This is a genomic window from Herbaspirillum aquaticum, from assembly GCF_002213425.1.
Lineage (GTDB): Bacteria > Pseudomonadota > Gammaproteobacteria > Burkholderiales > Burkholderiaceae_D > Herbaspirillum > Herbaspirillum aquaticum.
Genome location: NZ_NJGV01000015.1, coordinates 16,553 through 37,007 on the forward strand (window position 1 = coordinate 16,553; position 20,455 = coordinate 37,007).

At 64.0% G+C, this 20,455-nt stretch carries 18 protein-coding genes; 6 read left to right on the forward strand and 12 right to left on the reverse strand.

Annotation, left to right across the window (positions count from 1 at the left end):
- Window positions 1-299: 299 nt before the first annotated feature.
- Entirely contained in the window at window positions 300-947 is a 648-nt protein-coding gene (locus tag CEJ45_RS15650; RefSeq protein WP_088756003.1) for an RlmE family RNA methyltransferase, read from the reverse strand.
- A gap of 76 nt (window positions 948-1,023) precedes the next feature.
- On the opposite strand from CEJ45_RS15650, the gene yhbY reads away from it, so the two are divergent.
- A complete protein-coding gene (yhbY, locus tag CEJ45_RS15655) occupies window positions 1,024-1,482 on the forward strand; it encodes a ribosome assembly RNA-binding protein YhbY (protein ID WP_034340366.1) in 459 nt (152 codons plus the stop codon).
- Window positions 1,483-1,637: 155 nt separating this feature from the next.
- Here the strand turns inward: yhbY and greA are convergent, their stop codons facing one another.
- From greA to CEJ45_RS15675, 4 genes are all read right to left on the reverse strand, one after another.
- Window positions 1,638-2,114, reverse strand: a complete 477-nt coding sequence (gene greA / locus CEJ45_RS15660) for a transcription elongation factor GreA (RefSeq protein WP_013233401.1) — start codon at window positions 2,112-2,114, stop codon at window positions 1,638-1,640.
- A 407-nt stretch (window positions 2,115-2,521) separates the two neighbouring features.
- A complete protein-coding gene (carB, locus tag CEJ45_RS15665) occupies window positions 2,522-5,755 on the reverse strand; it encodes a carbamoyl-phosphate synthase large subunit (protein ID WP_088756004.1) in 3,234 nt (1,077 codons plus the stop codon).
- Window positions 5,748-6,911: a glutamine-hydrolyzing carbamoyl-phosphate synthase small subunit gene (carA, locus tag CEJ45_RS15670; RefSeq protein WP_058894666.1), complete on the reverse strand. Its 1,164-nt coding sequence runs from the start codon at window positions 6,909-6,911 to the stop codon at window positions 5,748-5,750. The genes carB and carA overlap by 8 nt, the downstream gene beginning before the upstream one ends.
- 321 nt (window positions 6,912-7,232) lie before the next feature.
- Complete coding sequence (locus CEJ45_RS15675) at window positions 7,233-7,640, reverse strand: GlcG/HbpS family heme-binding protein (protein ID WP_008326828.1); 408 nt, start codon at window positions 7,638-7,640, stop codon at window positions 7,233-7,235.
- Window positions 7,641-7,991: 351 nt separating this feature from the next.
- Here CEJ45_RS15675 and CEJ45_RS15680 point away from each other — a divergent pair, with 351 nt between their 5' ends.
- Window positions 7,992-8,594, forward strand: coding sequence for a C40 family peptidase (locus tag CEJ45_RS15680; RefSeq protein WP_088756005.1), 603 nt, complete (start codon window positions 7,992-7,994; stop codon window positions 8,592-8,594).
- Window positions 8,595-8,685: 91 nt separating this feature from the next.
- On the opposite strand, the gene CEJ45_RS15685 is transcribed toward CEJ45_RS15680, so the two are convergent.
- Entirely contained in the window at window positions 8,686-9,660 is a 975-nt protein-coding gene (locus tag CEJ45_RS15685) for a patatin-like phospholipase family protein (protein WP_088756036.1), read from the reverse strand.
- 156 nt (window positions 9,661-9,816) lie between these two features.
- Here CEJ45_RS15685 and CEJ45_RS15690 point away from each other — a divergent pair, with 156 nt between their 5' ends.
- Complete coding sequence (locus CEJ45_RS15690) at window positions 9,817-10,716, forward strand: ParB N-terminal domain-containing protein (RefSeq protein WP_088756006.1); 900 nt, start codon at window positions 9,817-9,819, stop codon at window positions 10,714-10,716.
- A 13-nt stretch (window positions 10,717-10,729) separates the two neighbouring features.
- A complete protein-coding gene (locus CEJ45_RS15695) occupies window positions 10,730-11,320 on the forward strand; it encodes an IMPACT family protein (RefSeq protein ID WP_088756007.1) in 591 nt (196 codons plus the stop codon).
- 114 nt (window positions 11,321-11,434) lie between these two features.
- Here the strand turns inward: CEJ45_RS15695 and CEJ45_RS15705 are convergent, their stop codons facing one another.
- Entirely contained in the window at window positions 11,435-12,874 is a 1,440-nt protein-coding gene (locus tag CEJ45_RS15705) for an MFS transporter (protein WP_088756009.1), read from the reverse strand.
- A gap of 159 nt (window positions 12,875-13,033) precedes the next feature.
- On the opposite strand from CEJ45_RS15705, the gene CEJ45_RS15710 reads away from it, so the two are divergent.
- Both CEJ45_RS15710 and CEJ45_RS15715 read left to right on the forward strand, forming a co-directional pair.
- Window positions 13,034-13,699 carry a helix-turn-helix transcriptional regulator gene (locus tag CEJ45_RS15710; RefSeq protein ID WP_088756010.1) on the forward strand — a complete coding sequence of 222 codons (666 nt, stop codon included), beginning with the start codon at window positions 13,034-13,036 and terminating at the stop codon, window positions 13,697-13,699.
- A 122-nt stretch (window positions 13,700-13,821) separates the two neighbouring features.
- Window positions 13,822-14,679, forward strand: a complete 858-nt coding sequence (locus CEJ45_RS15715) for a hypothetical protein (protein WP_088756011.1) — start codon at window positions 13,822-13,824, stop codon at window positions 14,677-14,679.
- A gap of 20 nt (window positions 14,680-14,699) precedes the next feature.
- On the opposite strand, the gene CEJ45_RS15720 is transcribed toward CEJ45_RS15715, so the two are convergent.
- From CEJ45_RS15720 to CEJ45_RS15740, 5 genes are all read right to left on the reverse strand, one after another.
- Window positions 14,700-15,407 (reverse strand): transcriptional regulator NanR, encoded by a 708-nt coding sequence (locus tag CEJ45_RS15720; RefSeq protein WP_088756012.1) that lies wholly within the window; start codon window positions 15,405-15,407, stop codon window positions 14,700-14,702.
- Window positions 15,408-15,503: 96 nt separating this feature from the next.
- Entirely contained in the window at window positions 15,504-16,892 is a 1,389-nt protein-coding gene (gene oiaK, locus CEJ45_RS15725; RefSeq protein WP_088756013.1) for a 3-oxo-isoapionate kinase OiaK, read from the reverse strand.
- On the reverse strand, window positions 16,889-18,133 hold the full coding sequence (locus CEJ45_RS15730; RefSeq protein WP_088756014.1) for a ribulose-bisphosphate carboxylase large subunit family protein: 1,245 nt from the start codon (window positions 18,131-18,133) through the stop codon (window positions 16,889-16,891). Before CEJ45_RS15730 ends, oiaK begins: the two co-directional genes overlap by 4 nt.
- A 12-nt stretch (window positions 18,134-18,145) precedes the next feature.
- On the reverse strand, window positions 18,146-18,976 hold the full coding sequence (locus CEJ45_RS15735) for a phosphogluconate dehydrogenase C-terminal domain-containing protein (RefSeq protein ID WP_088756015.1): 831 nt from the start codon (window positions 18,974-18,976) through the stop codon (window positions 18,146-18,148).
- Window positions 18,977-19,046: 70 nt separating this feature from the next.
- Window positions 19,047-20,384 carry an MFS transporter gene (locus CEJ45_RS15740; protein WP_088756016.1) on the reverse strand — a complete coding sequence of 446 codons (1,338 nt, stop codon included), beginning with the start codon at window positions 20,382-20,384 and terminating at the stop codon, window positions 19,047-19,049.
- Between the last annotated feature and the right edge of the window lie 71 nt (window positions 20,385-20,455).

The following is a 20,455-nucleotide window of genomic DNA, read 5'->3' on the forward strand; positions in this document are numbered from 1 at the left end:
AACCGCCGTCCGCCTGGCCTCGCCCTGCCCCGCTGTGCCACCACGCAACGCACAAACACGCGTCACGCACGGCGGCAGCCGCCAATTGCTTGCCATTCGAACATGATCATTGCGATTGGCGGGGAGACATCCTTGCCAGCGTTTGCCTGCGATTCAGCCAGACTAACGATTTACAAAAATCGATATAAGGCTGAAATCAGGCAAAACAAGGCAGGAAAATTCACTAAATTGCCGGGTTTCCAGCAGATTTTGCGCCAGATTGCAGAAAACGGAACCGCTCTGTGTCAACTTTAACCGATTTAGCTGCGAGGATTTTTAAGGATTTTCCCTAGCAGAAAGATTTCGGAAGACTTGTCGCGGCTGGCCTTGGGCTTCTTGGACATCACTGTCTTGAATTCGGCCCTGAATTTGTGCACCAGTTCGTTGTAGCCGGTCCCGTTGAAACACTTGACCAGCAATGAGCCGCCAGGTTTCATGTGCAGCTGCGCAAAATCGATGGCCAGGTCGATCAGGTACTCCACCCGCGCGGCATCGGCGATGGCCACGCCCGACAGGTTGGGCGCCATGTCCGACAGCACCAGGTCGGCCTTGCGGCCGGCCAGGACGGCTTCGAGCTGGCGTACCGGCTCGTCTTCGCGGAAATCGCCCTGGATGTAGTGCACGTCGGCAATCGGGTCCATGGGCAGGATGTCCAGACCGATGATGGTCCCATGGATGCCGCCGCCTTCAGCGCCGGCCAGCTTGTTGCGGGCGTACTGGCACCAGCTGCCCGGGGTGCAGCCAAGGTCGACGATCACCTGCCCGGGCTTGATGAGACGTTCTTCCTCATCGATTTCCTTGAGCTTGTAGGCGGCACGCGCGCGATAGCCTTCCTTCTGTGCCAACTTCACATAAGGGTCGTTGATATGGTCGTGTAACCAGTTTTTGTTCAGTTTGTTCTTTGCCATTCGCGTAGAATACTGGTTTTATCTCATTGAGGGACAACTTGGCATCGCCGAGACCTCGTCCCGAACCTGCACTCCCATGTTGAATCTGACTCCCGCCGAGCGCAGCGAACTGCGCGCCCAGGCCCATGGCTTGAACCCCGTCGTGATGGTAGGCGAAAGTGGCCTGACCGAATCCGTCATGAAGGAAATCGACAAGAGCCTGAACGCCCACGGCCTCATCAAGGTCCGTGTCTTCGGCGACGACCGTGAAGCCCGCATCGCGATCTACGAAACCATCTGCGCCGAGCTCAAGGCGGCCCCGGTACAACACATCGGCAAGCTGCTGGTGCTGTATCGCCCGCAAAAGGACGAAGGCAAGAAAGCCGCTGCCGGTGCCAAGGGCGGCCTGCGCGAAGTGACCATCGTCAAGTCGCACGCCACCAAGCGTCCTTCGGTGAGCAAGGTCATGCTCAAGGGCAATGAACGCATCACCGCCGGTGGCCTGGTCAAGAAAGCCAAGCCGCGCCAGCGCAGCACCAAGAAGTCGCTCGGCTGATCCTTCGGTCGCTGGACGCACCGGGCTGCAGCTTGCTGCTGCCCACAAAACAGAATGCCCGCTGATGCGGGCATTTTTCATTTCCGGCGTCGGTATTGCGGCAGGATCAATGCCGCATCCGCCAGGCTTGAGCGAGACGGATGCGGCAGGCTACGTCAGACGTAGCGCACTTCCAGGATTTCGTATTCCTTCAGGCCCGAGGGGGCCTCCACGGCCACCACGTCACCGGCGCTCTTGCCGATCAGAGCACGGGCGATGGGCGAAGTCACCGAGACCTTCGATTCCTTGATGTCGGCTTCGTCCAGGCCTACGATCTGGTAGGTCACCTTCTCGCCGCTGTCCAGGTTTTCCAGGTCCACGGTGGAGGCGAAGACCACGCGGCCTTCGGCGTTCAGTTCCGCCGGGTCCACGATCTGGGCCGCGCCCAGCTTGCCTTCCAGGTCAGCGATACGGCCTTCGATGAAGGCCTGGCGCTCCTTGGCGGACTCGTATTCGGCGTTTTCGGACAAGTCGCCCTGCGCGCGCGCTTCGGCGATCGCATTGATGACTTCCGGACGGTCTTTGGTTTTCAAACGGTGCAATTCTTCCTTCAGAAGTTCGGCGCCACGCTTGGTAAGGGGAACTGTGCTCATAAGTCTCTTGCTCAAGGTTAGGGTTACACGGAAGACGCATCCAAGGTCCGCCGGCCGCTGAATACGCAAAAAGAGAGCCGCGCCGCCAACCTGGCGGACAAGCCTTGTTTTTACGGGAACAGTCTGGCTGGTGAACGGACCGTTGCTGCAGGATTCCGTCAGCTCTTCAACAACACGCGCTCTGACTCAGAGCCGCTAAGGACATGACGCCACGCGCAAATCCACATGCATGTGGCCCGATGGCGTCATGTCCTTAGCGTCCCCGGACGGATCTGCCCTGCAACATTGAACATGTTGTGGCCGCAGGGTGTCGTCCAAAAGTCAGAGAGGGCATCGATTGCTCAGATGCCCTCTTTGCCTGCCGGCGTCAATCAAGCTAAAGCCGGCAAAAGTAACGTGTTGTGGGTTTAGTGTATAGCTTTATGCAGGCCTTGTAAATCGTAGACGTCCAGCGCGTCCAGATGGCGCATGCCTTCCACTGCCGCTTCGGCACCGGCGATGGTGGTGAAGGTGGTCACGCGGGCGGCCAGCGCCGAAGTACGGATCGCTCCGGAGTCGGCAATGGCGTTGCGCTTTTCTTCAACGGTGTTCACCACCAGGGTGATCTCGTTGTTCTTGACCATGTCCACGATGTGCGGACGGCCTTCCACCACCTTGTTGACGGTCGCCACGGGGATGCCGGCAGCGCTGATGGCAGCGGCCGTACCCTTGGTGGCCACAATCGAGAAGCCCAGGGCGACCAGGTCGCGCGCCACTTGCACGGCACGGGGCTTGTCGCTGTTCTTCACCGACAGGAAGACCTTGCCGGACTTCGGCAGCTTCACGCCAGCACCCATCTGCGACTTCACGAAGGCTTCACCGAAGGTCTTGCCCACGCCCATGACTTCGCCGGTGGACTTCATTTCAGGGCCGAGGATGGTGTCCACGCCCGGGAACTTGACGAACGGGAACACGGCTTCCTTGACGCTGTAGTAAGGCGGCACGACTTCGTTCTTGATGCCCTGGCTGTCCAGCGACTGGCCGACCATGCAGCGTGCAGCGATCTTGGCCAGCTGCAGGCCGGTCGCCTTGGAGACGAAGGGCACGGTACGCGATGCACGCGGGTTCACTTCCAGCACGAAGACGGTATCGACGGTCTTGCCATCGACTTCACTTTGCTGGATGGCGAACTGCACGTTCATCAGGCCGACCACGTTCAGGCCCTTGGCCATCAGTGCGGTCTGGCGCTTCAGTTCTTCAATCGTTTCCTTGGACAGAGAATACGGCGGCAGCGAGCAAGCCGAGTCGCCCGAGTGCACGCCAGCCTGTTCGATGTGCTCCATCACGCCGCCGATGAAGGTACGTTCACCGTCGGAGAGGCAATCCACGTCCACTTCGATGGCGTCGTTCAGGAAGCGGTCCAGCAGCACCGGCGAATCATGCGAAACCTTGACGGCTTCGCGCATGTAGCGCTCCAGGTCACGCTGCTCGTGGACGATTTCCATGGCGCGGCCACCCAGCACGTAGGACGGGCGCACCACCAGCGGATAACCGATTTCCTGCGCCAGTTGCAGCGCGTCGGCTTCGGTACGGGCGGTACGGTTGGGCGGCTGGCGCAGGCCGAGGTCCTGCAGCAGCTTCTGGAAGCGCTCGCGGTCTTCAGCGGCGTCGATCATGTCAGGCGAGGTGCCGACGATGGGCACGCCATTGGCTTCCAGGTCCAGCGCCAGCTTCAGCGGGGTCTGGCCGCCGTACTGGACGATCACGCCAACCGGCTTTTCCTTGTCGACGATTTCCAGCACGTCTTCCAGCGTCACCGGCTCGAAGTACAGGCGATCGGAAGTGTCGTAGTCGGTCGAGACGGTTTCCGGGTTGCAGTTGACCATGATGGTTTCGTAACCGTCATCGCGCATCGCCAGGGCCGCGTGCACGCAGCAGTAGTCGAACTCGATGCCCTGGCCGATACGGTTCGGGCCACCGCCCAGCACCATGATCTTCTTCTTGTCGGTCGGGTTGGATTCGCACTCTTCGTCATAGGTCGAATACATGTAGGCGGTATCGGTCGAGAACTCGCCCGCGCAGGTATCGACGCGCTTGAAGACCGGGCGCACGTTAAGCTTCTTGCGCTGCTCGCGCACGGCGGTGTCGGTGGTCTTCAACAGCTTGGCCAGGCGGCGATCCGAGAAGCCCTTCTGCTTCAGCTGGAACAGGGTCGCCTTGTCCAGCGACTCCAGCGCCACATCCTTTTCCAGCCACAGTTCGATGTCGACGATCTCCTTGATCTGCGACAGGAACCACGGGTCGATGTGGGTCAGGCCATGCACTTCTTCCAGCGAGAAGCCTTGCGCGAAGGCGTCGCCCACGTACCAGATGCGGTCCGGACCGGGTTCGCCCAGTTCCTTCTCGATCAGTTCGCGGTCGGTGGTCTTTTCGTTCATGCCGTCCACGCCCACTTCCAGGCCGCGCAGGGCTTTCTGGAAGGACTCCTGGAAGTTACGACCGATGGCCATCACTTCACCCACGGACTTCATCTGGGTGGTCAGGTGCTTGTCGGCCTGCGGGAATTTCTCGAAGGTGAAGCGCGGGATCTTGGTCACGACGTAGTCGATGGACGGCTCGAAGGACGCCGGGGTCGCGCCGCCGGTGATCTCGTTGCGCAGTTCATCGAGCGTGAAGCCCACGGCCAGCTTGGCGGCGATCTTGGCGATCGGGAAGCCGGTGGCCTTGGAGGCCAGTGCCGAGGAACGCGAGACGCGCGGGTTCATTTCGATGACGATCATGCGGCCATCGGCCGGGTTGACCGAGAACTGCACGTTGGAGCCGCCGGTATCCACGCCGATTTCACGCAGCACCGCCAGCGAGGCGTTACGCATGATCTGGTATTCCTTGTCGGTCAGCGTCTGGGCCGGCGCCACGGTGATGGAGTCGCCGGTGTGCACGCCCATCGGGTCCAGGTTTTCGATGGAACAGACAATGATGCAGTTGTCCGCCTTGTCGCGGACCACTTCCATTTCGTATTCCTTCCAGCCGATCAGCGATTCTTCGATCAGCAGTTCGGACGTCGGCGAAGCCTCCAGGCCGCGCTTGCAGATGGTTTCGAATTCCTCGGCGTTGTAGGCGATACCGCCGCCGGTGCCGCCCATGGTGAAGGACGGACGGATGATGACCGGGAAGCCGATGGTCTTCTGCACCGCCCACGATTCTTCCATCGTGTGCGACACGCCCGAACGGGCCGAACCCAGGCCGATCTTGGTCATGGCCTGCTTGAACTTGGAGCGGTCTTCGGCCTTGTCGATGGCTTCCGGGGTCGCGCCGATCAGCTCGACCTTGTACTTCTCCAGCACGCCATTGCGATGCAGGTCCAGCGCGCAGTTCAGCGCGGTCTGGCCGCCCATGGTCGGCAGGATGGCGTCCGGCTTTTCCTTGGCGATGATGCGCTCGACAGCTTGCCAGGTGATCGGCTCGATGTAGGTGGCATCAGCCATTTCCGGGTCGGTCATGATGGTGGCCGGGTTGCTGTTGACCAGGATGACCTTGAAACCTTCTTCACGCAGGGCCTTGCAGGCCTGGGCGCCGGAATAGTCGAATTCGCAGGCCTGGCCGATGATGATCGGGCCAGCGCCAATGATCAGGATGCTTTTGATGTCAGTACGCTTAGGCATTTTGTTTCTTCTCCATCATCGCCACGAACTTGTCGAACAGGGGAGCGATGTCATGCGGTCCAGGGGATGCTTCGGGGTGGCCCTGGAAGCAGAAAGCAGGTTTGTCGGTACGCTCGAAGCCTTGCAGCGAACCGTCGAAGAGCGACACGTGGGTCACGCGGCAATTGGCCGGCAGGGTCGCCTGGTCCACGGCGAAACCGTGGTTCTGCGAGGTGATCATCACCTGCTTGGAATCCAGGTCCTGCACCGGGTGGTTGGCACCGTGGTGGCCGAACTTCATCTTCAAGGTCTTGGCACCGGAAGCCAGGGCCATGATCTGGTGACCCAGGCAGATGCCGAAAGTCGGGATACCGCGCTCGATCAGCTCCTTGGAAGCGGCAATGGCGTAATCACAGGGTTCCGGATCGCCAGGACCGTTGGAGAGGAAGATGCCGTCCGGGTTCAGGGCCAACGCTTCGGCCGCAGTGGCTTGCGCCGGCAGCACGGTGACCTTGCAGCCGCGCTCGGCCAGCATGCGCAAGATGTTGTACTTGACGCCGTAGTCGAAGGCGACCACGTGGAATTTCGGGGTGATCTGCTGGCCATAGCCGCGGCCCAGGCGCCATTCGGTCTCGGTCCAGTTGTAGGCCTTCTTGGTGGAGACCACCTTGGCCAGATCCATGCCGGCCAGGCCGGGGAAGGCGCGCGCCAGTTCCAGTGCCTTGGCGGTGGCGGCCGCGATGTCGGCTTCACCGGCGACGATGGCGCCGTTCTGGGCACCCTTCTCGCGCAGGATGCGGGTCAGCTTGCGGGTGTCGATGCCGGCGATGGAGACGATGTTGCCTTCTTTCAGGTAATCCGACAGCGATTGCTGGCTGCGGAAGTTCGACAGCAGGCGCGGCAGGTCCTTGATGATGAGGCCGGCGGCGTGGATCTGCGACGCTTCGACGTCTTCACGGTTCACGCCCGTGTTGCCGATGTGCGGATAGGTAAGGGTGACGATCTGGCGGCTGTAGCTGGGGTCGGTCAGGATTTCCTGGTAGCCGGTCATCGCGGTATTGAACACGACCTCACCGGTGGTGTTGCCTGCGGCGCCGATGGAAAAACCTTGGAAGACAGACCCGTCTGCGAGCGCGAGGACGGCCGGAATCGCGGGACCGGAAAGAAGAGGCAGCAAGGGTAACTCCTGAGATTGTTACCGCCGCGGCTGGATGACCGGTAGACCTTTGCGCGCCAAACTGACCGGCGCGAACACCCCGACTCATTCGGTACGGAAGCGTGGCTGGGCCTGTTGGGAACGAGGAAGAGGAATGGGTATGCGCTACGGCGGATAAAATTGGCTAAACCGCTCGATTATAGCGCAAAAGCCTCCCTCCGGCAAATCGTAGATTGCCGAAAGTTGGCGCCAATAGCACCGGCACCGCACCGAATTGGGACCGAAACGGGGTGCAAGCAAGGCGGGAACGCCGGCCGCCAAGGCCGCCGGCGTCGAGGGGAATTACAGGCCCAGGGCAGCGATACCGGCCTTGGCGATCTGCACGTCTTCCGAGGACTTCACGCCCGAGACGCCGACGGCGCCCACGTAATGGCCATCGACCACCACCGGCACGCCGCCTTCGAGCAGGCCGTCCAGGCCAGGAGCGCTCAGGAAGGAGACGCGGCCGTTGTTGATCATGTCTTCATAGATCTTGCTTTCGCGGCGACCCAGGGCAGCGGTGCGCGCCTTGGCCGGGGCGATCTGCGAGGAGATCGGGGCGGCGCCGTCCATGCGCTGCAGCCACAGCAGGTGGCCGCCGTCATCGACCACCGAGATGGCCACGTTCCAGTTGTTGGCACGGGCTTCGGCTTCAGCGCCGGCAGCGATCTTCTTGACGTCGTCCAGCGACAGGAACGGTTTGGTTTGCATGTTTGCTCCGATAGGCAGAAAAAATTGAACGCTGATTGTACGGCCAGAATATCTTTTTTGACATCCCGCGCGGCCAACTCATCCTTGTCCGTTAGATGAAGATTTTTGCATCATCCCGGCCCTGCCAATCTCTTTTCTCATGCATCGAGGAAACTTTCCGCAAAAACGTAAATCATTTAGCCGAAATATTTTCCTACCCCGTGTAGGAAAAACACTGACTGGGAGAAGGCAGCAAAATCGCCGCTTTTGCCCCGTAATTGATTTCAATTTGACAAGCTGGCACGAATCCAGCTTTTGACAAGCCGTAAGATTTACCTTACAGTCCCGCAATCCTATTCTGAGAGGATCCCGATGACCCTACGCCGATCTGAACGAATCCGACGACAAACCGCTCGTGCGTGCGCGCTCGCAGCCGGCATCTGGATCAGTGCATCGGCCTATTCCGCTGACCTTTCCCTGGCAGCGCAGGATCTTCCCCCTCCCCAAGCCACCTCCCCGCAAGCCCAGCAGCTGATCAGCAAGACCAATCTCGCGATCGCCCGCCTGCAAGACATCACCAACCGCGCCTCCGAACTGGCTACCCAGGCCCTGGCCATGCTGGGCATCAATTACCGCTACGGCGGCAATTCGCCCGATACCGGCCTGGATTGCAGCGGACTGGTGCGCTACGTCTTCAAGGAAGCATGGGGCACCGACCTGCCGCGCACCTCGCTGGAAATCAGCCGCGTGGGCGAGAAGATCGGCAGCGATAACCTGCAGCCGGGTGACCTGGTGTTCTACAACACCCTGCGCCGTGGTTTCTCGCACGTGGGCATCTACCTGGGCGACGGCAAGTTCATCCACTCCCCCTCGGCCGGTGGCCAGGTGCGTATCGAGAGCATGGACGAGTCCTACTGGAAGAAGCGCTTCAATGGTGCACGCCGCATCATCGCAGGCGAAGACGAACAGAAATGATCACCATCGCGGTGCAGACCGCATGGCAAAAGGCCGCTGGAGACAGCGGCCTTTTTTTTCGTTCATATCACGGCCAACAACGGCCGAGCCCTCAATTGCCGCCAGTCGCCATCAACTTGAGCTTGCGCTTGATGTCCGGCATGGCGGCCGTGGCAGCCTGTTCGCCGGCCAGGATGGCCACGTTGCGGCTGGCGAAGTCGCTACCCTTCATCGAACCCAAGCCCGGCTGGAGGACGATGTCAGCATTCTTCAACTCATACTGGTTGATGGTCTGGCCCATGATGGCAAAGGTCTGCAGCAGCACGTCGATGGAGCTGCTGGAGGCCGCCTGCGCCTCGGGATTGGCCGAGATGTTGACCGCAATCACGAAGTCCGCCCCCATCTGCCGCGCAAAGCGTACCGGCACCGGCGACACCAGCCCGCCATCCACATAGGTGTGGTCGCCGATCCTGACCGACTGGAACACGCCCGGCACGGCCGACGACGCCCGTACGGCCGTGCCGGCATTGCCGCGCTGGAACAGGATGGGCTGGCCGGTACGCAGGTCGGTGGCCACCGCCCCGAAGGGAATCTTGAATTTCTCGATGGGGACGTTGTGCACGGCCTTGTTGACGTAGTTCTGCACGCCTTCACCCTTGAGCACGCCGCTGACCTTGGAGAACAGCGGCACCGACCAGTCCGAGATGGCCGCCTCGTCCATGGCCAGCGCCAGCTTCTGCAGCGCGAAGCCATCATTGCCGGCCGCATAAAGCGCCCCGACCAGGCTGCCGGCACTGGTACCGGCCACCACATCGACGGTGATGCCCTGGGCTTCCAGCGCCTTGATCACGCCGATGTGGGCAAAGCCGCGTGCTGCGCCGCCGCCCAATGCCAGGCCGATCTTGATCTTGCGCGGGGTGGGCGCGGCCGTGGCGCTGGGCGCGATGGGCGTGACGGCAGGCGTGGAAGCGCTGGCCTCGACCGGCTTGGACGAAGCGCCGCCCGGCAGCAATGAGGTGGTACCACAGGCAGAAAGAAGGAACACCGAAGCGATGGCCGCAGCCATCAAGCGAGAGGAGAGGCGCATGACGCGAGGAAAAGCAGTGACGAAGCCCGACATTGTACTGCAAGCGCCCTGCCCGTCCGGCGGGTGCGGGAGGCGGTGGTGTAGAATGCGGCCCCTGGCTTTACGATCCGCTCCAGCCCATCCAGGCATCACAGGCATCCCAGGCAGCACAGGCACATGAATATCGTCATCAACGAAGAACTGAAACAGTACATCGATCCCCTCACCCCCAACGAATACGCGGCGCTGGAACGCAGCCTCCTGGCCGAAGGCTGCCGCGATGCGCTGGTGCTGTGGGGCGATGTGCTCATCGATGGTCACAACCGTTACGAAATCTGCAGCAAGTACGACCTGCCCTTCAAGACCATCCAGAACGACAGCTTCGGCTCGCTGGAAGACGTGCTGCTCTGGATGATCGACAACCAGCTCGGCCGCCGCAGCGTCTCCGACTTCCAGCGCGGCATGCTGGCCCTGCGCAAGCGCGACATCATCGCCGCCCGCACCAAGGCCGAGGCCACGCCGGCCAAAAGCACCGCCACGGAAGAGAGCGAAGGCGCAGGCATGGCTGCCAGCGATGCGCCTGCGGCCAGCGACGATCCCTGGCACGCCGACGACAACACCGGTCGCATCAAGACCCGCGAAGACATCGCCCGCGCCGCCGGCATCAGCAGTGCCACCATCGGCCAGATCGACCGCATCCGCAAGACTGCCGCCCCTGAACTGGTGGAAGCCGTACGCAGCGGTGCCATTTCCATCAACGCCGCAGCCGCCGTGGCGACCCTGCCCAGCGAGGCGCAGGTCAGTGCCGTGGCCGGGGGCAAGAAGGAATTGCGCGAAGCCGCCAAGAAGGTGCGCGAGCAGAAAGCCGCCACCCGCACCCCGCGCGCGCCCAAGGCCGATGAGGCGATGACGGAAAACGCCATCCCGCTGGTGGACGGCCAGGAAAACGAACTCACCGCCACCCTGCGCCGTGAAATTGCCTCGCTGCAGGCGCGCGTGAGCCGCCTGTCGGAAGAGAACCAGGGCCTGCGCGCCGAGCTGGCCCTGCTCAAGGGCGGCACTGCCCCGCAAGACTGAAGCGCCCTCCCGCATGGCCACCTTCACCATCGCCCAGCGCGCCGAGATCGAACTGGAGATCCGCAAGAGCCGCTTCATCGGCATCGTCATGCCGGTCCCCGGCCGCGAGGCTGCCATGCAGGAAATCGCCCGCATGCGCGACACCCATCGCAGCGCCACCCACGTCTGCTGGGCATTGATGGCCGGTGGCCAGTCCGGCATGTCCGATGACGGCGAACCCTCAGGGACGGCCGGACGCCCGATGCTGGAAGTGCTGCGCCATCACGAACTCGATGGCGTGCTGGCCATGGTGGTGCGTTACTACGGTGGCGTCAAACTCGGCGCCGGCGGCCTGGTGCGCGCCTATACCGATGCGATTGCCACCGCACTCAAGAGCAGCGAGCGTACCGAACGCGTGCCCCAGGCCGAGATCGAGATCGGCGTGGTCTATTCGGCCGAACCGCAGCTGCGCCACTGGCTGGCCCAGCAGAAATACGAATTGCTGGACAGCCGCCACGACACCCTGGCCCATCTTCACCTGCGCCTGCCCGAAGCGGCGCTGTCACAGGCTGAAGAAGCGATCCGCCGGCTCTCTTCGAACGCCGAGATCAAGCGCATCATCTGATCCATCCGCGCGCGCAGGGCCGCCTCCGGTGGCCGCGCCCACAGCATGTCGAACTCGGCCACCAGCAGGTGGTAGTCGATTTCGGTCAACGGTGTTGAAGCCTTCATGCCCGCCTCACCGGTCCCGCGCCACACTGCGCGCCACCACGATGGCCCATGCCGGCGCCAGCGTGAACAGCGCCAGCAGGACTCGCGCGGCATGCGCCGTCGCCTGCGTGCCGCCCTCCCCCAGCCCTGCCTGATTGGCGACCAGCCCGGCCAGTGCCGCCCCCAGCGCCATGGCAAACAATTGCACGGTCGTGATGGCTGAAGAGGTCAGGTTCTCTTCGCCAGGCTGCGCCGCATGCAGCGCACGTGCCACCAGATGCGGCCAGCCCATGCCGATGCCCAGGCCCGTGGCCGCCAGCGCCAGCACGACCAGGCCATCGGCCAGCAGGCCTGCGGGCAGCCACTGCGCTGGCATCAGCAGCGCCAGCAGGGCCATGCCCAGCGTCATCACCCAAGGCCCGAGACGGATCATGCGCAATGCCGCCCGTCCGCCCAGCCCCGAGCCGCCCAGCGAGCCCAGGCTCCAGCCCGCTGCCATGGCCGCCGTCGCATACCCGGCGCCCAGCGGATCGTAGCCATGCAAATTCTGCAGGAAATACGGCAGGAAGATTTCCACACACGTGCCAATGACCAGCAAGCCGATGCAGGCCATCACGCCACCCATGATTGTGTTCGGCCGGTAAGCCGCGTGCGGCAACAGGTTCACACGATGACGCAGGTCAATGCGGGCCATCCACCCGGCCAGCAGCAGCCCCGCCAGGACGCAGGCGGCGGCCAGCCAGTCGTCTTCGGTCTGTGCGGCCAGCGCCACCAGCAAGACCGATGCGGCCAGCAGGGCGATGCGTCCCAGCGGTACGGCCTGTGCCGGGCCGCTCACGCTGCGTACCGTCGCCGGTCCCAATTGCCGCCACACCAGCCAGGCCTGTGCGGCCAGCAAGGGCAACAAGGCAAAGAACGCCACCCGCCAATGGCCGCCAGCGGCAAACAGGCCACCGACGGCGGGGCCCAGCAAGGTCGAGACACCCCACATGCCGGACACCAGCGCGATGGCACGCGGCCAAAAACGCGGCTCGAATACCAGCGGGATCAGGGCATACGCCAACGCTGCCAGCAGACCGCCGCCCACACCCTGCACCGCCCGCCCGGCCAGCATCCATGCCATGCTGGCAGCGCTGCCACACAGCAAGGCACCGCAGCCGAACAGTGCCAGTGCCAGCAAATAGGTGGCGCGTGCGCCGATTGCGCCCATGAGCTTGCCGGTCAAGGCAGAACCGGCGATGGAGGCGGCCACGAAGAGCGTCACGTTCCAGGCGTAGTAAGCCAGGCCACCGATATCCCTTACCACCGAAGGCAGGATGGTGGTGACGATGTGCACGTTGATCGCATACAGGGCGACCCCGCCGGTCAGCGCGACGGCGCGCCAGCGGTGCGGCCCCAGCAGTTCACCCCAGCCGGCCGCAGCCGTTGCGGCGCCTGGGGAAAGGGACGAGGTGGAAGAACGGGTCATGGCAACAAACCTTTCTTTATGCAGCAAACACGATGCGTGGCCCGGGACCGCATCGACAAGGACGAGGCACCGGGATATTATGCAAGCCATTCCTTGCTTAATTACCCCAGATGGTAAGAGCATTTTTTTAATTAAACAAGTAAACACTTGGAAAATAACATGCGCGAAGAAAGCTCTGCTGCCGACACCGGCCCCAGCACGGCCGAACGTCTCCTGCTGCGCCTGAAGACACGTGGGCCGGCATCCACCGCCGAACTGGCAGGCGAGCTGCAGGTCACGCCCGAGGCGGCGCGCCAGCAATTGCAGAAGCTGGCGGCCGAAGGCCTGATCTGTCCGCGCCAGGTCCAGACCACGGTGCGAGCCGGAAGGCCGCGCCAGGATTGGGAGTTGACCGGTGCCGGCCATCGCCGCTTCCCGGACACCCACGCCCAGCTGACGGTGCAATTGATCGGCTCGATCCGCCAGCTCTTTGGCGAGCCCGGCCTGAACAAGCTGATCGACCAGCGCGAGCAGGACATGCGCGCGGACTACCTGCTGCAGTGCGACGGGATCACGGCGCCCGCCAAGCGCCTGCAGCGACTGGCCGAGCTGCGCACCGCCGAGGGCTACATGGCAAGGGTGGAAAAGGATGGAAGGGATTGGTTGCTGGTCGAAGACCACTGCCCCATCTGCGCCGCCGCCAGCACTTGCCAGGGGTTTTGCCGTTCGGAGTTGCAGCTCTTTGGCGAGGTGCTGGGCAAGGAGTTCGCCATCACCCGCGAGGAACACCTGCCCGCAGGGGGCAGGCGCTGCGTTTATCGCATCCGGCGCTTGCCCGCACGTTGAGCGGGGGACTGCCGGCACGGCCGGAAATGTGCGAAGATCGCGCTCGCCGCACCGCCTCGGGGGAGGCCGGACGGCCATCGTCACCACGCCACCGCACCAACGCACCACCGCCAGGGGAAGCCATGCCGCCAGACCAGAGTGATTTCGATCCCGTTCTCTTCATCAAGGATGGGCCGTCAACGCCCTTGCGCGATCCCAAGCAATATCCTTACATGCTCAATGACAGGGGCGTGGGCAGCCAGATCGAGACCCCTGTCGGCGTGCCCATCACGCTGGCACCGGAAGCGCCGGACCTGGAACGCGGTGCGACCTACCGCGACATCGCCCATTGGCAGCGCACCGTCACGCCCAAGGACTGGCCCCCTTACGAGATTACCGAATTCGATTTCCGTGTTCCCGAGGTGCGCTACGAGCCGCTGCCCGCGACCCCGGAGAACGCCCAGGCTTTCGGCGCGACCCTGCTGCGCGACGGCCAGTGCCTGTACTTTCCCTACGAGGGCCTGGTCATGGCCGAATACACCTACGGCAAGTGGGCCGGTTATGAATCGCCCTACCTGGGCGATGGCCGCAGCCGCGAGCTGCTGACCTGGAACGCCACCGACCTGGAGTATCACGATTTCGCGCACATCTTCTTTTCGCGCGGACCCGAGCCGCTGGTGATCACGGTGGCGCGCTGGCGTCCTTACGTCAATGAAATCAGCCTGGCCGACCTGTGGGTGGAACCGGGCGACGCCCTGGTGATCCCGCCCAAGCGCATGGCGCCGCCGCCCCTGCCTGGCATGAGCGAACAGGAGAAACGCCTGCTGGTGGTGGACATGCACAACAACCGCAATTCAGCCCAGGCCTGCCGCCGCTATGACGGTCCGCCCGGCCTGTTCACGGTCACGGTGCTGGCCGATGCGGCGGTGATGTCGGCACCGCTGACCCGCCCTTATTATCACGAAGAAAAACAGCCGACCTGGCACGGCATGTTGCGCTAGCGCCTGTTCACTGCGCTGCTTTACTGCTGGCCCAGTTCCCGGTACAGGTCATTGGCCCGCATCAGGTGCGCGCGCATGGCTTCGGCGGCGGCATCGCCGTCATGCGCGGCGATGGCGTCGACGATGCGCTGGTGCTCGGCCAGGGTCAGTTCCTCGGCGCCGGGCGCGCGCACCAGGGTGGTGTAGAACTCGCTGGCCCAGCGGAACATCGATTCCACCACCGAGGGAAAGATCGGATTGCCGCTGACGTCGGCGATCTCGCGGTGAAACGCCATGTCGCGTTCAATGAATTCTTCCAGGTTGACCATCGAAGCGCGGTGCGCGGCGATGGCCTCGCGCAGGCGTGCGACCTGCTCTTCGGTGGCGCGTTCGGCCGCCATGCGGGCGGTGCTGGTTTCCAGGAACACGCGCGCTTCCTTCATATGCCTGAGCATGTCCGGCTTGGTGCGCAAGAGATGCTGCGCACCAGCCGCGATCTGGGCGATCAGGCGGTCGGCCGTGGGGTCGACCACACGCGCCCGTTCACCATGGGCAATCTCCACGAAACCCGAGCGCTCCATGGCCTGCAGCGCTTCACGCACGGCCGGGCGGCCGACGCCGTACTGGTCCATGAGGTCGCGTTCGGAAGGCAATTGGGACCCCGGCGGAAATTCCCCTTGATGAATGCGCGCCATCAGGCGCTCCAGGACTTCCTGGTATAGCTTGCGTCGCTGTATCGGTTCCGGCATGGCAGCACTGTCTCAATTGTAGGTTTCGTTGGACGCGCACTCTATCACAATCCCGCGCCAGGACTGTGATTGCGGCCGCCCGTCGATCCTCTTGTTTCAGCTGCGCCGTCCCTCCAGTACATCGCCGAAGAAGCTGCGTGCACCGACCTGCCCGCCCTTGAGCACCAGCTGCAGGCCATCACGCCCCGGATGGTCCGAGCACGCCCGGCACAAGGGCGCCCCGGGTGCCAGCCCGGCGCAGACCGACAGCGCCGCAATGTCCAGCGCACTGGCCACCTCGCCCGAGCTGTCGCCGCCGGCAATGGCGATGCGCTGCAAGGGCTTCGCATCGAGCAGCCGGCGCATCGTGGCGGCCAGTGCCAAGCCTACCTTCTGCGCTGCCTCCTGGCGCGCCAGCCCGGCAGCAGCGGCCATCGCATCAAAGCCGGTCACCTGCGGGTCATCCGGCCCTTCCGCTGAAAACACCAACGGACTGCGGCCTTCCCGCAGTGCCGCCACGGCGGCCGAGACCAGCCGCGCCAGTTCGGTCTCGCGCGTGGCCTCGGACAAGACCGCCGGCAGGTCCATGCGCAAGCAGACGAAGCCATGCTCGCGCGCCCAGCCGATCTGCCCTGCTGTGACCGGCGAACAACTGCCGCTGACGGCCGCGATCACCGGCACCGGGCCAGCCTGCGGCAACCCGGACTCGGGCGAGATCCAGCCACGGGCACGCCAATAGGCCGTGAGCGCATATTGCAACCCCGATGAAGAGGCCGTGAAGACGCCCGCCCCGCGCCCTTCCCAGACCAGCCGCCCGGCTTCGCGCAGGGTCTCCTCATCGAGCACGTCGATCATCACCACCGGTACATCCTTGCCACGCAAGGATGGCAAGCGGGCATGCGCAGCCTCCGCGCCCTCGCGCAACTGCAACATGTTTACCAGTTCGATGCGGCGCGCCGTCTGGCGCCGCAGGTGGCGGCGCAGATCGGACTCGTCCATGGGCGTGACGGGATGACGGGCCATGGTGGGGTGGCGATCAAGCCGGTAGCCTTCACCGTCGACGGCCGCAAAGAGATGGCCGAAGACCTGATAGCGCTTCAGCCGTGGCGCCCCCACGATCATGGGGGAGAAGTCGCCGGGCATGTGGCGCACACCCAGGTCGATGGCACGACCGATGGAGCCGATGGCGGGCGAAGAGTCAAAGGTGGAGCACACCTTGTACTGCATCAGCGGAGCACGCAGCGAGGCCAGCGCGGCAAAGGGCGCGCCCAGGTGTTCATCCATCCACTGTGGCGAACGTCCGCGCGAGGCACCCGCGATGCCGATGCAGCGCGCCTCGGGGAACCGCGCCAGCAGTGCCGCATCGGGCGTACGCAAAAACAGTACGCTCGACAAGCCGGCCGCGCTCATCACCTCCATGGCATCGGTGGAGCCGGTGAAGTCGTCACCGTAATACGCCAGCAGCAAACCCGGTGGCAGGCCGTCAGGATCGGTCAGCAGACTCATTTCCAGAACTCCAGTGCTGCCTGCAGGGCCGGATGCTTGCCCGCATGCTGCTGCAGCGGCACGCCTTCGATGGCCGCCACCCAAGCCTCGCGCAGGGCCTGCACACCGGCGGCCACGCCTTGCGGATGGCCGAAGATGCCGCCGCCAGCCGTGTGGATTAGGTCGGCGCAGCCGATGGCCGCGTAAGTATCAGCGGCCTGCAGCCCGGTCTGGCCCGAGCTGAACACCGGCATGGTACTGACCATCTCGACACCGGGGACCACTGGCTGCAGTACCGAACGCGCCGCGGTGATCACGCTGTCGTCCGGTTCGCTGAATTTGTTGCGCAAGCCATTGACATGCATGTGGTCAGCCCCGGCCAGTCGCCACAGCTGCTGCCAGGGCGCGTAGTCCCAGCCCAGTTGCGGGCTGCGCGTGAGATAGCCCCAGCCGGCGCGGTGCGCGTGGATCGGCAACTGCGCATGGCGACGCAATTCCTGCAAGCCGACCAGGCCGATGGAATTCAGGACCGCCATCACGCAGGTACCGCCTTCGGCCAGCACCAGGTCGTGGCGACGGCGCATCTGGTCGAGGTCGCCGGTCAGGTTGAAGGCCACCATCACCTTCTTTCCGGTACGCTCGGCGTGCTCGTTGACCACCCGCATCACCGCACGCACCCGTTCATCGAAGGGACAGCGGCCACCATCGGCCTGCAATTCATCGTCCTTGATGAAGTCGATGCCACCGGCCACCAGTTCACGCACCTGCTCAACCGTCTCCTCGACCGACAAGCCGATGCTGGGCTTGATGATGGTGCCGATCAGCGGGCCGTGGGTCACGCCGGTCAGCTTGCGGGTGCCGGCGATGCCGAAGGCGGGGCCGGGATAGGCCTCCACGAAGGCGCGCGGCAAGCGTAGCCCGGTCAGCCGCAGGCCCGAGACCTGGCGCAATTCGAACAGGTTGCCGGCCACCGTGGACATCAGGTTGGGCAGCGAGGCGCCGGTGTTTTCCAGGGGCCATGACAGTTCCAGCCGGCATTGCGTATAGCGCGCAGCGGGCATGCCGCCCGGCAGGCTGGGCGTGGTGCTGTGGCCGAGGATCTCCAGCTTTTCCACCCGCGCCCCGGAGCGCTCCTTCAGGGCGGGCGTTTCGGTGGCCAGGGCCACGAAGGTGCCGCTGGATTGTTCGCCGGCGATGACCTCGGCCGCGCGGGCCGGATCATCACCCGTTTCCAGCCAGTAGCTGGCGTAGATGCGTTCCATGCGCGCTCCCGGTCAGGTGATGCGGCGGATGCTCTCCGCGATCTCGTCGTGGTCGAAGACCTTGAGCCAGTCATCGCGCAAGAGACGTGGCAAGCCGTTCTGTATGGCCTTGTTGCAGGCATCCGAAAACGCGCCCGGGATCTCCTTGAAGATCACCGCGCCCAGGATATTCATGTGGCCCAGCAGGAAGTCGCGTGCCGCCTCTTCCGGCACACCGCGGCGCACGGTCTCGTCCATGGCCTGCTTCATCGCGTAGAGCAGCGTGGCGCAGACCGTCTCCGACAACCCCGGTTCGAGGATGGCCATCTGCTCCACGGTCAGGCGATAGCTGCGCAGGATGGGCTGGTAGATGACCTTGGCCACGTCTTCCCCGAGATCGAAGGCCGACTCCGGCCCCTGCATCAGGGCGCTGGTGATCGATTGCCGGGCCGCACCACCGCCGAAGAAATCGCGTCGGCCTTCGGCCGTGGTTTCATCGTTGAAGATGGGTGGATGGCATGGGTGCGCCACGAAGTAGACCAGGTCCGGCCGGTCCGGCAGGTGGCCGGCGAAGGGCGCGGCGGCGTCCAGCGTCATCACCATCACGCCGGCACGCAGCTTGGGCGAGATCTCGGCGGCGATCCTGCCGATCAGGGTATCGGGCACGGCCAGGATGACCACGTCCACATTGTCCAGCGCGGCGTCGATGCCGACGCACTCCACGCCGACTTCATCGCGCAGGCGCTGCTGGCCGGCCGCGCTGACTTCCACATGGGCCACGCGGTAGTCGGATTTCTTCAGGTTCTTCGCCAGGCGCACGCCCATCTTGCCGCCTGCGCCGAAGAGTGCAATTTTTTCCTTCATATCATTTCTCCTGTCATCGTTGGCGGCCCGCTCCTTCGTTGAGCGGGCCGATTGTTTCCACGTACCGATCTCACTCGGCGATCACGCGTCCCTGCAACTCGCTGGCCTCTTGCCTTGCCCCGGCACCGATGGCGAAGATCACCAGGGCCGATACCGCCATGAGCGCACCTACCACGAACATCGGCGCCTGGTAGTTGCCGGTGGCATCCTTGATGGCGCCGGTGATGAAGGGCGCCATGAAGCCGGCGGCGTTGCCCACGGTGTTGATCAGCGCAATGCCCGCCGCCGCAGCTGCCCCCGAGAGGAAGCGCGCCGGAATCGACCAGAAGGCCGGCAAGGCCGAGAAGATGGCGCAGGCGGTCACGGTAATGGCCAGCACGGTCGTGGCCGGGCTTTCCATGTAGAGTGCGGCCGGGATGCTGATGGCGCCCATCAAGGCGGGCAGGCCGACGTGCCAGCTGCGCACCCCGCGCCGGGTGGCGTCGCGGCTCCACAGGAACAGCGCGACAGCGGCCGGCAGGTAGGGGATGGCCGTGATCAGGCCCTTCTGGAAGACATTGAATTTGCTGCCGAACTGCGCCTCGAAGCCGCCGATGATGGTCGGCAGGAAGAAGGCCAGGGCATAGAGGCCATAGATCAGCCCGAAATACACCAGTGCCAGCAGCCACACGCGCGGATTCATCAGCGCCGCCCCGGCATGGGCCACGTGCTCGACGCGCTTGCTGCTCTGTTCGGCTTGCAGGGCGGCGGTCAACCATTGGCGCTCGGCCGGCTCCAGCCATTTGGCGTCGGCCGGGCGGTCAGCCAGGTAGAACCAGGCGATCACGCCCACCACGATGGCCGGCAGCGCCACCCCGGCAAACATCACGCGCCAGCCTTCCAGGCCGAACAGGCCGTGTGCCTCGATCAGCAGGGCCGCCACCGGTGCCCCGATGACGATGGTCAGCGGCTGGGCCAGGTAGAACAGGGCCAGGATATGGCTGCGGTGTCGTGCAGGGACCCACAGGCTCAGGTAGAGGATGGCACCGGGGAAGAAGCCGGCCTCGGCCACGCCCAGCAGGAAGCGCAGCACGTACAGGCCCTCCACGCTGCTGACCCAGGTAAAGAGCAACGCCACGATGCCCCAGGTCACCATGATGCGGGCCAGCCAGCGGCGCGCGCCGTATTTGTGCAGGGCCAGGTTGCTGGGGATCTCCAGCAGCACGTAGCCGATGAAGAAGACCCCGGCCGCAAACCCGAACTGGGCGGCGGTCAGGGCCAGGTCACGGCTCATGCCATTGGGGCCGGCGAACGAGATCGCCGTGCGATCCAGGAAGTTGATGAAAAACATCAGGCCCACGAAGGGCACGAGCCGCATTGCGACCTTGCGGATGGCCGATCTTTCGACGGCGCTTTGGGGCGTCTCCATTGTTGTCTTGTCTCCTGTCGGGTTGAGAGGCTGTGCCTGTTCAACGACAACCTCTGCGGGTGAGGCCAGGA

Excerpts from the sequence above, each read along its gene's own strand:
- CEJ45_RS15650 (WP_088756003.1), bottom strand. The coding sequence starts at position 947 with ATGGCAAAGAACAAACTGAACAAAAACTGGTTACACGACCATATCAAC.
- yhbY (WP_034340366.1), top strand. The coding sequence starts at position 1,024 with ATGTTGAATCTGACTCCCGCCGAGCGCAGCGAACTGCGCGCCCAGGCC.
- greA (WP_013233401.1), bottom strand. The coding sequence starts at position 2,114 with ATGAGCACAGTTCCCCTTACCAAGCGTGGCGCCGAACTTCTGAAGGAA.
- carB (WP_088756004.1), bottom strand. The coding sequence starts at position 5,755 with ATGCCTAAGCGTACTGACATCAAAAGCATCCTGATCATTGGCGCTGGC.
- CEJ45_RS15675 (WP_008326828.1), bottom strand. The coding sequence starts at position 7,640 with ATGCAAACCAAACCGTTCCTGTCGCTGGACGACGTCAAGAAGATCGCT.
- CEJ45_RS15680 (WP_088756005.1), top strand. The coding sequence starts at position 7,992 with ATGACCCTACGCCGATCTGAACGAATCCGACGACAAACCGCTCGTGCG.
- CEJ45_RS15685 (WP_088756036.1), bottom strand. The coding sequence starts at position 9,660 with ATGCGCCTCTCCTCTCGCTTGATGGCTGCGGCCATCGCTTCGGTGTTC.
- CEJ45_RS15690 (WP_088756006.1), top strand. The coding sequence starts at position 9,817 with ATGAATATCGTCATCAACGAAGAACTGAAACAGTACATCGATCCCCTC.
- CEJ45_RS15695 (WP_088756007.1), top strand. The coding sequence starts at position 10,730 with ATGGCCACCTTCACCATCGCCCAGCGCGCCGAGATCGAACTGGAGATC.
- CEJ45_RS15705 (WP_088756009.1), bottom strand. The coding sequence starts at position 12,874 with ATGACCCGTTCTTCCACCTCGTCCCTTTCCCCAGGCGCCGCAACGGCT.
- CEJ45_RS15710 (WP_088756010.1), top strand. The coding sequence starts at position 13,034 with ATGCGCGAAGAAAGCTCTGCTGCCGACACCGGCCCCAGCACGGCCGAA.
- CEJ45_RS15715 (WP_088756011.1), top strand. The coding sequence starts at position 13,822 with ATGCCGCCAGACCAGAGTGATTTCGATCCCGTTCTCTTCATCAAGGAT.
- CEJ45_RS15720 (WP_088756012.1), bottom strand. The coding sequence starts at position 15,407 with ATGCCGGAACCGATACAGCGACGCAAGCTATACCAGGAAGTCCTGGAG.
- oiaK (WP_088756013.1), bottom strand. The coding sequence starts at position 16,892 with ATGAGTCTGCTGACCGATCCTGACGGCCTGCCACCGGGTTTGCTGCTG.
- CEJ45_RS15730 (WP_088756014.1), bottom strand. The coding sequence starts at position 18,133 with ATGGAACGCATCTACGCCAGCTACTGGCTGGAAACGGGTGATGATCCG.
- CEJ45_RS15735 (WP_088756015.1), bottom strand. The coding sequence starts at position 18,976 with ATGAAGGAAAAAATTGCACTCTTCGGCGCAGGCGGCAAGATGGGCGTG.
- CEJ45_RS15740 (WP_088756016.1), bottom strand. The coding sequence starts at position 20,384 with ATGGAGACGCCCCAAAGCGCCGTCGAAAGATCGGCCATCCGCAAGGTC.